We start from the raw sequence: 15157 nt of genomic DNA on the forward strand, positions 1-15157 counted from the left end.
GGGGATTTATCCCCGTTCGGCTGCGCAGCAGTCGTGAATCGTTACGTTGGTTATGCCTGGCAGACCGCGATGCAGGTTTAACGACTGCTTCGCAGCCGAACGGGGATAAATCCCCTCGCCACAACGCAGCTGATACAAGGGTTTTGTGATCGGATCGCAGCCCCTCGCCACGCCGACCCTCGGCGGTTACCCTGTCGAGGATTTTTCCCACGACTATTGTGAACCGCCGAATGCCTACTCTGACCCTATACGTCCAGCGCATCCTGGAATTGATGAAGCGCTACCCGGGGGTCATTGCGCTCGGTGGTTTTATTTCCGGGGTCGGCAGTTTCATTCTGGTGGATCGCCAGCAAAGTCTGGCGACCTGGATCACCACCATCATGCTGGTCAGCTGGATCTGGCTGATGCTGGAAAACAGCCTCACCAAGCTGTTCACCAGGATCTTCAAACGCGAAATCCCCCAGCCTCTGCTGCGCTACGCCACGCAGATGATCCACCAGGAAAGCCTGTTCTTCGTCCTGCCGTTCTTTTTTATCACCACCACCTGGAACAGCGGCCAGCTGTTCTTCACCGGGCTGCTGGGCATCGCCGCGCTGATTTCCATCATCGACCCGCTCTACTACAAATGGCTGGCCCCCCGGCGCTGGGCGTTCCTGGCACTGCACACACTGACGCTGTTCGCTGCACTGCTGACCGCCCTGCCCGTCATCCTGCACCTGACCACCTCCCAGAGTTTTAAACTGGCCCTGGGCACCGCCGTCGTCCTGTCGTTCCCGAGCCTGGCATCGATCTTCCCGATTCGTACCGTGCGCAACGCCTTGGCGATTCTCAGTATTACGCTGGGCATCGGCGCACTCGGTTGGGTGCTGCGATCCTGGGTGCCGCCGGCGACCCTGTGGATGACCGACGTGGCGATCAGTACCCAAATGCAGGACCGCACCCCCGGCGACAGCCTCGATGAAGTCAGTGCCGAGCAGATTCGCGGCGGCGGGCTGTACGCCTACACCGCGATCAACGCCCCGCGCGGCCTGGATGAGCGGATCTACCACGTGTGGCAGTTCAACGGCAAAGAGGTCGACCGCATCCCGCTGGATATCCACGGTGGGCGCAAGGAAGGCTATCGGGCCTGGACCCACAAACAGAATTTCCCCGGCAACCCCGCGGGTAAATGGCAGGTTCGGGTGCTGACCGAAGATGGCCAGGTCATCGGTGTGTTGCGCTTCGTGGTAAAGGACAGCAAGCCGGCGACTGCCGCAAAGTAACCTGTTCGTGCTATTACGTAGAGCTGCGTAATAGCCGATAAAGCACGGAGCTTATGACCAGCAGCACAATGCCCGGCAGTGCCCGACTGGACACCTCTCACTCTCCTGCTCAGTTGCGGGTCACGGGTGACTGGACGCTTGTCCATTACGCCGATCTCAAGCACCTGAGCGAAAAGCTCCACGGCCAATACGACGACAGCACTCACATCGACCTCAACGGCCTCGGCGCGCTCGACACCGCCGGTGCGTCGCTGCTGGTGGAGTTGCTCGGTTCCGAGCGTTTGGGCCGATCTGCCGAACACCCCGATTGCACACTGTCCTCGGCTGACCGTGCCTTGTTGCAGACCGTCTATTGCTCGCTGACCGACTTCTGCGTGCCGATCAAGGAACCGGAAATCAGCGTCGGCATTCAACTGCTGACCCGCATCGGCCGCGCGGTGGACGCGGTCTGGCAAGACACTCTGCAACTGCTGGGTTTCGTCGGCCTGATTCTGGAAACCATCGCCCGCGGTCTGTTTCGCCCTAAACGCTGGCGCATCACGCCGATGGTGGCGCACATCGAACAGACCGGCCTCGACGCCGCCCCCATCGTCGCCCTGCTGACCTTTCTGGTGGGCGCCGTGGTGGCGTTTCTCGGGGCGACCGTGCTGGCGAGTTTCGGCGCGAGTATTTTCACCGTGGACCTGGTGGCGTTCTCCTTCCTGCGCGAATTCGGTGTGTTGCTGACCGCAATCCTGATGGCCGGCCGCACCGCCAGTGCGTTTACCGCACAGATTGGCTCGATGAAAGCCAACGAAGAAATCGACGCCATCCGCACCCTGGGCCTCGACCCGATGGAGCTGCTGGTGGTGCCGCGAGTCTTGGCCCTGCTGGTCGCGCTGCCGATGCTGACCTTTCTGGCGATGCTTTCGGGGATTGTCGGCGGCGGTGTGGTGTGCGCGGTGGCGCTGGATATCTCGCCGGCGATGTTCCTGTCGCTGCTGCAAACCGACATCGGTGTTCAGCACTTTTTGGTGGGGATCGTCAAAGCGCCGATCTTCGCATTCCTGATCGCTGCCATCGGCTGTCTCGAAGGCTTCAAGGTCAGCGGCAGCGCCGAGTCCGTCGGTGCTCACACCACGTCGAGCGTGGTCCAGTCTATTTTCGTGGTGATCGTGCTCGATGCCGTCGCCGCGCTGTTTTTCATGGAGATGGGCTGGTGAGTCGTCTACCCCGAGCGCCCTCCGAGGCGGTGATCGAAGTCCGTGGTCTGTGCAATCGCTTTGGTCGCCAGAGCGTGCATGAGAACCTCGACCTGGATTTGTACAAGGGAGAAATCCTGGCCGTGGTCGGCGGTTCCGGCAGCGGTAAATCGGTGCTGTTGCGCAGCATCGTCGGCTTGCGTCAGCCCAGCGAAGGGGTGGTGAAGGTCTTCGGTAAAAACCTGCCGACGTTGTCCGAACACGAGCGCTCCTTGGTCGAACGGCGCTTTGGCGTGCTGTTCCAGAAAGGCGCCCTGTTCTCTTCGCTGACGGTCACCGAGAACGTCGCCCTGCCCCTGATCGAGCATGCCGGTTTGAGCCGAGAGGACGCCGAGCACCTGGCGGCAGTGAAAATGGCCTTGGCCGGGCTGCCGCTGTCGGCGGCCGACAAGTACCCCGCTTCGCTGTCCGGCGGCATGATCAAGCGTGCGGCACTGGCCCGGGCGCTGGCGCTGGACCCGGACATCCTGTTTCTCGACGAACCCACCGCTGGCCTCGATCCGATTGGCGCGGCCGCGTTCGATCAATTGATCCTGACCCTGCGCGATGCGTTGGGCCTGAGTGTGTTTCTGGTCACCCACGACCTCGACACGCTCTACACCATCACCGACCGGGTGGCGGTGCTGGCGCAGAAAAAAGTGCTGGTGGCGGATGCCATCGACAAAGTCTCGGAAACCGACGATCCGTGGATTCACGAATACTTCCATGGCCCTCGCGGCCGCGCGGCGCTGACCGCCGCTCAACAGCTTAAGGAGGTCTGACATGGAAACCCGAGCCCATCATGTATTGATCGGCCTGTTCACCGTGATTGTGGTGACGGGCGCCCTGCTCTTCGGTTTGTGGCTGGCCAAGTCCAGCGTCGACACCGAGTTCAAGGATTACGAAATCGTCTTTAACGAGGCGGTCAGCGGCCTGTCCAAGGGCAGCGCCGTGCAGTACAGCGGGATCAAGGTCGGCGACGTGGTGACCTTGCGCCTGGACCCGAAAGACCCGCGCCGGGTGCTGGCGCGGATTCGTCTGGGCGGTGATACGCCGATCAAGGAAGACACCCAGGCCATATTGGCGCTGACCGGGATCACCGGGACCTCGATCATTCAACTCAGCGGTGGTACACCGCAAAGTCCGACGCTCAAGGGCAAGGACGGTCATTTACCGACCATTATTGCATCGCCCTCGCCCATCGCCCGTTTGCTGAATGACAGCGGTGACCTGGTGGCCGGTGTGAATATGCTGATGCACAACGCCAACCAGATGTTTTCTTCGCAGAACGTAGAGCGCATCAGCAAGACCCTTGAGCATCTGGAGCAAACCACCGGCACCATTGCCGACCAGCGCGGCGATATTCGCCAGGCGATGCAGCAACTGGCCTCGGTCGGCAAACAGGCCGGCGCCATGCTGGAGCAGACGTCGGCGCTGGTGCGCAACGCCAATGGCCTGCTCAACGATCAAGGCAAGCAAATGTTCGGCAGTGCCGAGCAGGCGATGAAGTCGCTGGAACAGAGCAGCGCGACCATCAACAATCTGCTCACGACCAATCAGGACTCGCTCAGCAGCGGCATGCAAGGCCTCAATGGCCTGGCTCCGGCGGTGCGTGAACTGCGCGACACCCTGACGTCGTTGCGGGCTATTTCCCAGCGTCTGGAAGCCAACCCCACCGGTTATTTGCTGGGCGATGACAAGAACAAGGAGTTCACGCCATGAAGCTGCCTCACCTCGCCCTCCTCGCCAGCTTCATTGCGCTCAGCGCCTGCTCGATTCTGCCCAAGTCCGAGCCGTCCGATGTCTATCGGTTGCCTTCGGCCCAGAGCAGCGCATCGGCCAGTCACGGGACGCCGCAGCGCTGGTCGCTGCGCCTGGCCAAGCCGCAGGCCAGCGAGGCGTTGAACAGTCCGAAGATCGCCGTGATCCCTCAGGGCGATCTGATCAGCAGCTACAAGGCTTCGCGTTGGAGCGACCCGGCTCCGGTGTTGCTGCGCAATCGTCTGTTGGACGGTTTTCAGCGTGATGGTCGGGTGTCATTGCTGAGCACCGACGACAGCAATTTCCAGGCTGATCTTGAACTGGGCGGTAGCCTGCAGGCATTCCAGACTGAGTACCAAGGCACGAACGCGAGCGTCGTCGTGCGTCTGGATGCGCTGCTGGTGCGTGGTTATGACCAGCGAATCCTCGCCAGCCGACGCTTCGAAGTGCGCCAGCCGTTGAGCGATGCGAAGGTGCCGGCGGTGGTGGCCGGGTTTGGTCAGGCCAGTGACCAGTTGACGGCGCAGGTGGTGAGTTGGGCGGTTGAGCAAGGGCAGAAAGTCGCGCCGCCTCCGCGTCTTTAAGGCCAACTCATCCCCCTGTAGGAGTGAGCCTGCTCGCGATAGCGGTAAATCAGTCACCCCAAATGTTGACTGTTAAACCGCTATCGCGAGCAGGCTCACTCCTACAGGGGATCTCGGTTAACCGAAGAACCAGTAGCAGACGCCAATGGCGCCGAGCACGCCGGCCAATTCGGCCAGCAACGCACACCCCACTGCATGCCGCGCCCGCTGGATCCCCACCGAGCCGAAGTACACCGCCAATACATAGAAGGTCGTTTCGGTACTGCCCTGAATCGTCGCTGCCACCAGCGCCGGGAAGCTGTCCACGCCAGACGTTTTCATGGTTTCGATCAGCATCGCCCGGGCGGCACTGCCGGAGAACGGTTTAACCATGGCGGTCGGCAGCGCATCGACGAAGCGCGTGTCCCAACCGGCCCATTGCACCAGATGCCGAATTCCGTCCAGGCCAAAGTCCAGCGCTCCGGATGCCCGCAGCACGCCGACGGCACAGAGCATCGCCACCAGATACGGCAGCAGGTTCTTGGCCACGTCGAAGCCTTCTTTGGCGCCTTCGACGAACGCTTCGTAAACCTTCACTTTGCGCAGCGCGCCGATGACCAGAAACAACATGATCAGCCCGAACAGCGTCACGTTGCCGAGGATCGATGACAGGCCGGCCAGAGCGGTCGCTGAGAGCGTCGCCAGCAGCGCCATGAAGGCGCCGAGGGCCAGGGCGCCGGGAATCAGGTACGCGAGCACCACCGGGTCCCACAGGCGCAGACGCTGCATGAACGCCACCGACAGCAGGCCGACCAATGTCGAGCAACTGGTGGCGAGCAGGATTGGCAGGAACACCAGGGTCGGATCGGGCGCACCTTGCTGGGCGCGGTACATGAAGATCGTCACCGGCAGCAGGGTCAGGGAAGAGGCGTTGAGCACCAGGAACAGGATCTGCGCGTTGCTGGCGATGGTGTCGCTGGGGTTGAGCTCTTGCAGCGCCTTCATGGCTTTAAGGCCGATCGGCGTGGCGGCGTTGTCCAGGCCCAGGCCGTTGGCGGCGAAGTTCAGGGTGATCAGGCCGATGGCCGGGTGCCCGGCCGGCACTCCTGGCATCAGCCGCAGGAACAACGGGCCCAGCGCTTTGGCCAGCCACTCGACGATCCCGGCCTTCTCGGCAATCCGCAGAAAGCCCAGCCAGAGCGTCAGGGTGCCGAACAACAGGACCATGACTTCGACCGACAACTTGGCCATGGCGAAAATGCTTTCCACCATCGCCGCGAAGATCCCGGCGTTACCGCCGATCAGCCATTGCGCCAGTGCCGAAACGGCAGCCACGATGAAGAAGCCAAGCCACAGGCCGTTAAGCATCAGTCAAATCCCCCGAAGAATGCGGCGAATGATAGCGGGGTAGCCAGAAACGACAAACCCCGGATTTCTCCGGGGTTTGTTTGTTCGGCTTGCACCGGACCTTTGTAGGAGTGAGCCTGCTCGCGATGAGGGCGGCACATCCAACATCGCTGTTGTTTGATACACCGCTATCGCGAGCAGGCTCACTCCTACAAGGTTTTGTGTCAGTTGCTGGAGACTTCACCCACCGGCAATTTTTCCTTGCTGCGCCAGTGCGGCAAGGAGTTCCAGTAGCGCTGGCCCTTGGCGTCGTCGTACATGCCTTCCCAACGGGAGATGACCAGCACGGCCAAGGCATTGCCGATCACGTTCAGTGCGGTACGGGCCATGTCCATGATGCGGTCGACACCGGCGATGAACGCCAGGCCTTCGAGCGGAATACCCACGCTGCCCAGGGTGGCCAGCAACACCACAAAGGACACACCCGGTACGCCGGCGATGCCTTTGGAGGTGACCATCAGGGTCAGCACCAGCAGCAATTGCTGGCTGATCGACAGGTCGATGCCGTAGAGCTGGGCAATGAAGATGGCCGCGATGCTCTGGTACAGGGTCGAACCGTCGAGGTTGAACGAGTAGCCGGTCGGCACCACGAAGCTGCAAATGGCTTTCGGCGCGCCGTAGGCTTCCATTTTCTCGATCACGCGCGGCAGCACGGTTTCGGAACTGGCGGTGGAGTAGGCCAGCACCAGCTCATCCTTGAAGATGCGTATCAGCTTGATCACCGAGAAGCCGAACAGGCGAGCGATCAGGCCCAGCACCACGAAGGCGAAGAAGGCGATGGCGACGTAAACCAGGATCACCAGTTTGGCCAGCGGTATCAGGGAGGCGAAGCCGAAGTTGGCCACGGTCACCGCAATCAGTGCGAAAACGCCGATCGGGGCGTAGTTCATGATCATGTGAGTGACTTTGAACATGCTTTCCGACACGCCCTGGAACATCTTCACCAGCGGCTCGCGCAGGTCCGATTGCAGGCTCGACAGACCGAGGCCGAACAATACGGAGAAGAAGATGATCGGCAGCATCTCGCCGCGGGCCATGGCCGCGAAGATGTTCGACGGGATCAGGTTGAGGATGGTTTCGATGAACGCATGTTCATGCTGAACCTCGGCGGCAGTGGCCTGGTACTTGGAAATATCCACGGTACCCAGGGTGCTCATGTCGATGCCGGTGCCCGGATGGAACACGTTGGCCAACACCAGACCGACCACGATGGCGATGGTGGTGACGATCTCGAAGTAGACGATGGTCTTCAGACCGATACGCCCGAGCTTCTTCGCGTCGCCGACGCCTGCAATACCGACGATCAGCGAAGAGATCACGATCGGGATCACAATCATTTTGATCAGACGGATAAAGATATCGCCTGCTGGTTGCAGGACGTTGCTGATCCACCAGGCTTTTTCGGCACTGAAATGGTTGAGCAGCGCACCGATTGCAATCCCCAATACCAGACCGATGAGGATCTGCCAGGCGAGGCTAAGCTTTGCCTTCTTCATATCTTTACCCTTACTTGCGTTTGACTCAGACAGATGCAAGAACTGGAACGCTTGTGGCGAAAAAGTCTTGTGCACCTGCCCCCGTATAAGGTGCCCCGGAGCGCTTGTTATCGGCTCTCTGGCAGGCGAAAAAAGGCGCAACTATTCAGATGCAAGGAAGCGACGTCTAATGCCGTAAACGCCTACCCTATGCCGAATCGGCATGAGCTTTTTTAACTGAAACTCGCGTCCCAACCGGTTCGAATACGACATTTCGGCAGGCATAAGTGCCGTGAACCGGCCATCGCAGAGGAGGTTGGTTGTTTTTTGAACAAGTGAATGTTGACTAAAACTTGGGAAAAATCCTACGTTTAAACGCGAAAATTCTCGGTCTTTGAGTCGCAGTTTTCTCGATATACGGTCACCAAAGAAACACCGCGAAATGGTTTTGCGAGGGATTAACGGAGATGAAGCGGGGATGCGAGCAGAACGCTCTAAGACAACGCTTTGCGCTGAGGAAGCTCTTCGCAAGTCCGTCGATCCATGAGTGACCGACGAACCTGCGTCGCAGCTTCTGCCTGATCCGGCCCTTGCGCAGGCACTCCCTGTACCCGTAGGTCACTCCGCCCCTGAAACAGGCAGAACGTCCCGGCCCCTTGATCATGCGTCTACCGTCCTCGGGTAGCGCAGTGGAAAGAAGCCATGCTGCTTCTTTCATGTTACGAATTCAGTACCCGTGTGGATCTTTCTTCAGCTGTTCCATCAACAAGTCCTGCATGTCGCTGTTGCCATGGCACTGCCGCCCAGTAGCAGGGCGGCTGCCAGTGTCTTTCACAAAACGCTCATGTTCACCCTCGACCGCGACGGCCAAAGAAGAAGGAAGCAATGAACATCACCAGGAACACGACAAAGAGAATCTTGGCGATACCCGTGGCGGTGCCCGCGATACCACCGAAGCCCAGTACTGCAGCGATGATGGCAATGATCAAGAATGTGATTGCCCAGCTCAACATGGTGATTCTCCTTACGCTTCTATTTAGAGGTGTTGCTTGTGGTGCTATTCCCGGCGCATTGAAAGCGCCAAGTTCATGTGTTTAGAACACCCAACGTTCCTGGCGAGGCATCTCATCCGCAGGCTGAGCCTGGTCGACGTCCATCATTCGCATTGGGGGGCTGTCAGCCTGGTTACTGCTGGCCGCGCTGAAATGGGTTTGGATCGGGTGCTGAATCGACAAGCGTGGCGCTTCTTGCTGCCGGTTCTGCTCCCAACGCTGAAGCTGCTGGCCGGCGATCAAGGTGATCAATAGCGCCAGAACAGAAAACAGTACTTGCTGGATATGCAGTGGCGAGATACGCAACTGGGCGGCACGTTGGCGACTCATCCTGAAGCTCCTCCCACTCTTGTGGTGATCTGGTTAGGGGCGACTTCTTGAATGCCCTGGTTAATCAGACTATTGCAGTCTGCATGCCAGCTTTTACTGATAATAAAATTCAATAAAATCAATCAGTTATGAATGGCGTGGAAAGCAGGTCGGACGCATCCTGCACGATGGTCCTTTTGAAGTCGTGCGTAATGCACGATGGATTCGTAGGAACTTTCAATATTTTTGAATTGCGAGGAGGGCGCGGATGTCACAAAGGAACACCGGTAATCGCCTGAGAACCGGCTATCTGATAAAAAAACAACAAAATCAGGCGATTAGCCGTAGGGTAAGCAGAGAGCTACGCTGCTGTAGCTGGAATCGACCAGAATCAACCATGCAACTTGCCCGATTTTTCCGGGACTAACCAAGACCATTCTTTAAGGAGCGTAGGAAAATGGAATCAGCCACTGAGCATCAAGGCCGCATTCTGCTGGTGGACGATGAGTCCGCCATCCTGCGTACTTTCCGCTATTGCCTCGAAGATGAAGGCTACAGCGTCGCTACCGCCAACAGCGCCGCCCAGGCTGATGCATTGCTTCAGCGGCAAGTCTTCGACCTGTGCTTCCTCGACCTGCGCCTGGGTGAAGACAATGGCCTCGATGTGCTGGCCCAAATGCGCATTCAGGCGCCGTGGATGAGAGTGGTGATCGTCACCGCTCATTCGGCCGTGGACACTGCCGTGGATGCCATTCAGGCGGGTGCCGCCGACTATCTGGTCAAGCCTTGCAGCCCCGACCAATTGCGCCTGGCCACCGCCAAGCAGCTGGAAGTGCGGCAACTGTCGGCACGTCTGGAAGCCCTTGAAGGCGAAGTGCGCAAACCCAAGGATGGCCTGGACTCTCACAGCCCGGCGATGAAAGTCGTGCTCGAAACCGCCCGCCAGGTGGCCAACACCGATGCCAATATTTTAATTCTCGGCGAGTCCGGTACCGGTAAAGGCGAACTGTCCCAAGCCATTCACGGCTGGAGCAAGCGCGCGAAGAAATCCTGCATCACGATCAACTGCCCGTCCTTGACCGCCGAACTCATGGAAAGCGAGCTCTTCGGCCACAGCCGTGGCGCGTTCACCGGGGCCAGCGAAAGTACTCTGGGTCGGGTCAATCAGGCCGACGGTGGGACGCTGTTTCTTGACGAGATCGGCGATTTTCCTGTGGTTTTACAACCTAAACTGCTGCGTTTCATCCAGGATAAAGAATACGAACGGGTGGGCGACCCGGTCACCCGCCGCGCCGATGTGCGCATCCTCGCGGCCACTAACCAGATCCTCGAAGACATGGTCCGCGACGGCCGTTTCCGCGAAGACCTGCTTTACCGCCTGAACGTCATCACCCTGCACCTGCCACCACTGCGCGAACGCAGGGAAGATATTCTGAACCTGGCCGATCGTTTTCTGGCCCGTTTCGTCAAGGAATACGCGCGTCCGGCTCGGGGCTTCAGCGACGAAGCCCGTGAAGCGCTGCTCGGCTACCGCTGGCCGGGGAACATTCGCGAACTGCGCAACGTTGTGGAGCGGGCAAGCATCATTTGTCCACAGGAGCGGGTCGAGATCAGTCACTTGGGCATGGCTGAAACCCCGGTCAACAACGCACCTCGCATCGGCGCTGCGCTGAGTCTGGATGAATTGGAAAAAGCCCACATCGGAGCGGTCCTCGCCACTGCAGAAACGCTGGACCAGGCCGCCAAGACCCTGGGTATCGATGCCTCGACGTTGTACCGAAAACGCAAGCAGTACAACTTGTGAGCTGTCTCCGATGAGACTGGCGATGAAGTTGCGCACACGGCTGTTTCTGAGTATTTCCGCACTGATCACGGTGGCGCTGCTTGGGCTGTTGCTCGGGCTGGTCAGCGTGATGCAGATGGCGAGTTCCCAGGAAGCGCTGATTCGCAATAATTTCGTCACGCTCGACCTGGGACTGAAATTGCGTCAGACCTTGGGCGATCAGCTGATGATCATGCTCAGCGAGAAGCCGGATCCTGCTGCGTTCGAGGCGTCCAAGCAGCATTATTTCCAGTTGCTTGATGACGGCATTGTCCATGCCCGGGCTGGCGATGAGCGTCAGTTCGGTTTCGAACAGGCCAAGACTGACTACCTGAGCTTTCTGCAGGTGTACGACCTATCACGTGACTCGACACTGGTGTTGAGTGGCAACAAAGAACTCACCGAAAAATTCAATGCGCTGCGCAATGGTTTGATCGTCGAGCAACAGCGTGCACTGGATAACATCAATGCCACTGAGCGGCAGGCTCGGGAGAGGGCGCTGCTGATTGCCGGCCTGCTCGGGCTGGTGGGGTTGGCGGTGCTGATCATCGGGTTCGTCACTGCCCACGCTATCGCTCGACGTTTCGGTGAACCGATCGAGGCCCTGGCCCAAGCGGCGGACAACATCGGCCAAGGCAATTTCGAAGTGACGCTACCGATTTCATCGGCCGTGGAAATGAACCAGCTGACCAAGCGCTTCGGGATCATGGCCGAGGCCCTGCGCGAGCATCAGGCCACCAATGTCGATGAACTGCTCGCCGGCCAGCAGCGTTTGCAGGCCGTGCTCGACAGCATCGACGATGGGCTGTTGATGATTGATCGCGATGGTCGTCTGGAACACCTCAACCCAGTGGCGCAGCGTCAGTTGGGTTGGGACAGCGATCGTCTCGGTCAAGGTCTGGGTACGGCGCTTGAGCGTCCCGAACTCGATGATCAGCTGCAACTGGTGCTGCGCGGCGGCACCCTGGAGCGAGCGCCTGAGGACCTGAGTATCGAGGTCGACGGTGAGTCGCGGTTGCTGACCTTTAGTCTGACGCCGGTCAGTCATACACAGGGTCATATTCTCGGCGCCGTGATGGTGCTGCATGACGTCACCGAACAGCGGGCGTTTGAGCGGGTGCGCAGCGAGTTCGTGCTGCGTGCCTCCCATGAATTGCGAACGCCGGTTACCGGGATGCACATGGCGTTCGGCCTGTTTCGCGAGCGCGCGCACTTTGCCAAGGACTCGCGTGAAGCTGATCTGCTGGACACCGTGAATGAAGAGATGCAGCGCTTGATGCAGTTGATCAACGACCTGCTGAACTTCTCCCGCTACCAGAACGGATTGCAGAAACTCACGTTGGCGCCGTGCTCCAGCGAGGATTTGCTGGAGCAGGCCCGGGAACGTTTTGCCGGCCGAGCAGAAGAGCAGGGCATCGACCTGCTGGTGGAAGTGCAAGGGCCATTACCGCGATTGCAGGCCGATCAGCCGCAGTTGGACCGGGTGCTTGATAACCTGATCGACAACGCGTTGCGTCACACCACTTCCGGCGGGCAAATACGTTTGCAGGCTCGACGCCATGGGGAACGAGTGATTATCAGCGTCGAGGACAACGGCGAAGGCATTGCCTATGGTCAGCAGGGGCGGATTTTCGAACCTTTTGTGCAGGTCGGTCGCAAGAAGGGCGGTGCCGGACTCGGTCTGGCGCTGTGCAAGGAAATCGTGCAGTTGCACGGCGGTCGTATGGGTGTTTATTCGCGGCCAGGGCAGGGTACTCAGTTCTATATGGCGCTGTCGGTTTAAGCCGCAGTCGCTTCAGGCTTCGTCATCGAGACGTCGGGCAGCCAATCGTCGGCCACGGGTTATCAGCTCGATGAACTGCACCGCACTCAACGCATGGGCGAACAGCCAACCCTGACCGAACTTCACGCCTTCACTGCTCAGAAGCGCCGCCTGGGATTCAAGTTCGATGCCTTCGGCAATCACCTTGAGCTGCAGGGCCTGGGCCATGTGAATAATGTGCGGGGCGACACCGCTACTTGCAGCGTCGTGACCCAGCGCATCGATAAATGCCTTGTCGATTTTCAGGCAATCGACTGGCAGGGTTTGCAGATAGGCAAGGCTGCAATAGCCGGTGCCAAAGTCATCAATCAGCACTTGATGCCCGACATCCCGCAAGGCTTGCAGGTTTTCCCGGGCGACCACGACATCGATCAATCCACGCTCGGTGACCTCAAAGGCAATTTGCTTTGCCGCGACTCGGTGCAAAGTCAGCAGTCGCGCCATTACCTGACCGATACGCGGCACCATGACGTCGCAGGCCGCCAGGTTGACCGAGATGTACAGTTGCGGATTGGCCCGTAACAATTGACCCAGCTGCTCAAGCAGGCGTTGCAGGACGAAGTCGGTCATCTGGCGGATCTGGCCGGTGTTTTCCGCCATCGGAATAAACAGGTCGGGGCTCGTCAGGGTGCCGTCCGGCCTTCGCCAGCGCAGCAAGGCTTCTGCCCCGACACAGTTGCGGCTGTCGAGGTCGAAGATCGGTTGATACAGCACCTGCAATTCGCCTCGTCGTATGGCACCACTCAGTTCGGCGTCCAGCGACTGTCGCTGGCGCACCAGCAAAAGCACCAGAAAACCCACGCATAAGGCGAGAGCCAGGCTGGCCGGCAGCAACCACCACCAGACTGCGGGTACATGCATACCGGTTCGCGGGCTGATCAGCACCAATTGGTATTCCGGATTGTTGGTGGGCATGCGGTAAATCAAGCGGGAATGCGTCACTTGTAGCGCGTCGAGGCTTTTCGGGGGCCAGGGTTCGGTGGGTGGCCAGGCCTGCGAGACACCCAGTACCGGAATCGCGCGCGTACCGTGGTCGAGCACCACTAGCAGGCTGCTTCCCGGTGGCAAGTCGACCATGTCGGTCAAATGCCCGCGAGACGTCGCGACACGAAAATTGCCGCGCCCGAGCATCAGCGCGGCACGGTTTTCATCGGGTTCGGTGGTGGTGTTCAGCCAATAGCTGTAGGTCGGCCCCTTGATGTCTGGCGGCCTTATCATCGACAGCCCTTCCTGGCGGGGGCGGTTGGAACAGATCCGCGATGCATCCATATAAGCGGCTTCGTAAACGAAACGGTAATTGAAGCTGACCTGTTGCAAGGTCGCGATCATTTCGTCATCGCAGCCGCGTAACGGCTGGGCTTCCAGGTCGTCGAGGCTTTCACGCAACTGCCCGAAAAGTTGCTCCAGGCGAGCAAGGAAGCGCTCGCCCTGGGCATTCATTTCTTCGCTTTCGCTCTGCTCGACTTGATGCATGGCCACGAACAGGCTACCGGCCATCAGGAGTGTCGCGCTCAAGGCAGCAGCCACTATCGCCAAAAACCAAGGGCGAAAGAACCAACTACGTAGTGTCTCTCGAGCAGCAGGCATAGGGAATATCCGAAGAATTACCAATGAGTTATAGCTGCTGATTGAAAAAAAGCCCTGACCGTCGGGCGGGCGTCATTATTTTGTCTGGTTTAAGACTTGTAGAAGCGCCGCGGTTTGCGCATCCGGGGTGCCATCGAAACGTGACGGTCGGAAATGCATCTGGAAGGCCGCAATCACATGACGTGTCGCAACATCCAGTTCGCCGGTTTGCGGCGTGGGATAACCTGCGCGGGCCAGCTGTGCCTGAAACCAGCTGATGGTTGGCAGTTGTACTTCGAACTTTACTTGCTGGCGCGTTACGGCCTGCTCGTTCGGCCATACGCCCAGGCCTTCGGCAGCCAGGCGCTTCCAGGGGAACAGCGGCCCCGGATCAAGCTTTCGCAGCGGGGCGATGTCGCTGTGGCCGATGATGCTGTGGGGATTGATGGCGTAACGCTTGCTGATGTCCTTCAGCAGGACGATCAGGGACTGGACCTGGTCTTCGCTGTAGGGGTACCAAAGGCGCCCGGTAGGGGTGTCTTTAAAACCCGGATTGACGATTTCGATACCGATGGAGCTGGAGTTCAACCAGGTCCGGCCTTGCCATTCGCTTTCCCCGGCGTGCCAGGCTCGGAGGTTTTCATCCATCAGCTTGTAGATGGTGGCGCCCTTGTCGTCGCCAATCAGATAGTGGCTGCTGACGTCACCGTGGGTCAGCAGTTGCAGCGAGCGCTCCAGTGACGCGTTGGTGTAATGCACCACCACGAACTGAATGCGGCTGTCGTAATTGGCTGAAGGGTGACGGGTGTCGAACCGGGGGCCGCTGGCACAACCGGCCAACAGAATCAGCGAAACGATGAGAGATAGATATTTCATGGCAGAAGGCAATACACGCAAG

13 protein-coding genes are annotated in these 15157 nt (G+C 59.3%); 7 read left to right on the top strand and 6 right to left on the bottom strand.

The genetic code is table 11. The features are described from left to right. The first annotated feature begins 230 nt into the window (after positions 1–230). From VD17_RS19880 to VD17_RS19900, 5 genes are read left to right on the top strand one after another with little or no spacing between them, the layout of a single operon-like run. On the top strand, positions 231–1262 hold the full coding sequence (locus VD17_RS19880) for a DUF5924 family protein (protein ID WP_046055289.1): 1032 nt from the start codon (positions 231–233) through the stop codon (positions 1260–1262). Positions 1263–1315: 53 nt separating this feature from the next. Then, the gene (locus VD17_RS19885; RefSeq protein WP_046055290.1) at positions 1316–2464 is read left to right on the top strand and encodes an ABC transporter permease; all 1149 of its coding nucleotides are present in this window, start codon (positions 1316–1318) and stop codon (positions 2462–2464) included. Then, complete coding sequence (locus VD17_RS19890; RefSeq protein WP_046055291.1) at positions 2461–3264, top strand: ABC transporter ATP-binding protein; 804 nt, start codon at positions 2461–2463, stop codon at positions 3262–3264. The genes VD17_RS19885 and VD17_RS19890 overlap by 4 nt, the downstream gene beginning before the upstream one ends. Position 3265: 1 nt before the next feature. Beyond that, the gene (locus VD17_RS19895) at positions 3266–4204 is read left to right on the top strand and encodes an MlaD family protein (protein ID WP_046055292.1); all 939 of its coding nucleotides are present in this window, start codon (positions 3266–3268) and stop codon (positions 4202–4204) included. Next, complete coding sequence (locus VD17_RS19900) at positions 4201–4827, top strand: ABC-type transport auxiliary lipoprotein family protein (protein WP_046055293.1); 627 nt, start codon at positions 4201–4203, stop codon at positions 4825–4827. The genes VD17_RS19895 and VD17_RS19900 overlap by 4 nt, the downstream gene beginning before the upstream one ends. A gap of 117 nt (positions 4828–4944) precedes the next feature. On the opposite strand, the gene VD17_RS19905 is transcribed toward VD17_RS19900, so the two are convergent. From VD17_RS19905 to VD17_RS19920, 4 genes are all read right to left on the bottom strand, one after another. After that, the gene (locus tag VD17_RS19905; protein ID WP_046055294.1) at positions 4945–6174 is read right to left on the bottom strand and encodes a nucleoside recognition domain-containing protein; all 1230 of its coding nucleotides are present in this window, start codon (positions 6172–6174) and stop codon (positions 4945–4947) included. A 203-nt stretch (positions 6175–6377) separates the two neighbouring features. Continuing rightward, positions 6378–7709: a glutamate/aspartate:proton symporter GltP gene (gltP, locus tag VD17_RS19910; protein ID WP_046055295.1), complete on the bottom strand. Its 1332-nt coding sequence runs from the start codon at positions 7707–7709 to the stop codon at positions 6378–6380. Between the two features lie 827 nt (positions 7710–8536). Continuing rightward, the gene (locus tag VD17_RS31740) at positions 8537–8701 is read right to left on the bottom strand and encodes a DUF1328 domain-containing protein (RefSeq protein WP_003177151.1); all 165 of its coding nucleotides are present in this window, start codon (positions 8699–8701) and stop codon (positions 8537–8539) included. Positions 8702–8782: 81 nt separating this feature from the next. Next, the gene (locus VD17_RS19920) at positions 8783–9070 is read right to left on the bottom strand and encodes a hypothetical protein (protein WP_046055296.1); all 288 of its coding nucleotides are present in this window, start codon (positions 9068–9070) and stop codon (positions 8783–8785) included. Between the two features lie 436 nt (positions 9071–9506). Between VD17_RS19920 and algB the strand changes: the two genes are divergently transcribed. Next, the gene (gene algB / locus VD17_RS19925) at positions 9507–10853 is read left to right on the top strand and encodes a sigma-54-dependent response regulator transcription factor AlgB (RefSeq protein WP_046055297.1); all 1347 of its coding nucleotides are present in this window, start codon (positions 9507–9509) and stop codon (positions 10851–10853) included. A gap of 10 nt (positions 10854–10863) precedes the next feature. Further along, positions 10864–12654: an ATP-binding protein gene (locus VD17_RS19930; protein WP_046055298.1), complete on the top strand. Its 1791-nt coding sequence runs from the start codon at positions 10864–10866 to the stop codon at positions 12652–12654. A 12-nt stretch (positions 12655–12666) separates the two neighbouring features. Here VD17_RS19930 and VD17_RS19935 read toward each other — a convergent pair whose 3' ends face one another. Together VD17_RS19935 and VD17_RS19940 are read right to left on the bottom strand one after the other, a co-directional pair. Continuing rightward, positions 12667–14280, bottom strand: a complete 1614-nt coding sequence (locus tag VD17_RS19935) for an EAL domain-containing protein (protein WP_046055299.1) — start codon at positions 14278–14280, stop codon at positions 12667–12669. Between the two features lie 75 nt (positions 14281–14355). Continuing rightward, positions 14356–15135, bottom strand: a complete 780-nt coding sequence (locus VD17_RS19940) for an N-acetylmuramoyl-L-alanine amidase (protein ID WP_046055300.1) — start codon at positions 15133–15135, stop codon at positions 14356–14358. Between the last annotated feature and the right edge of the window lie 22 nt (positions 15136–15157).

It is taken from the genome of Pseudomonas fluorescens (assembly GCF_000968015.1).
Taxonomy (GTDB): Bacteria; Pseudomonadota; Gammaproteobacteria; order Pseudomonadales; family Pseudomonadaceae; genus Aquipseudomonas; species Aquipseudomonas fluorescens_W.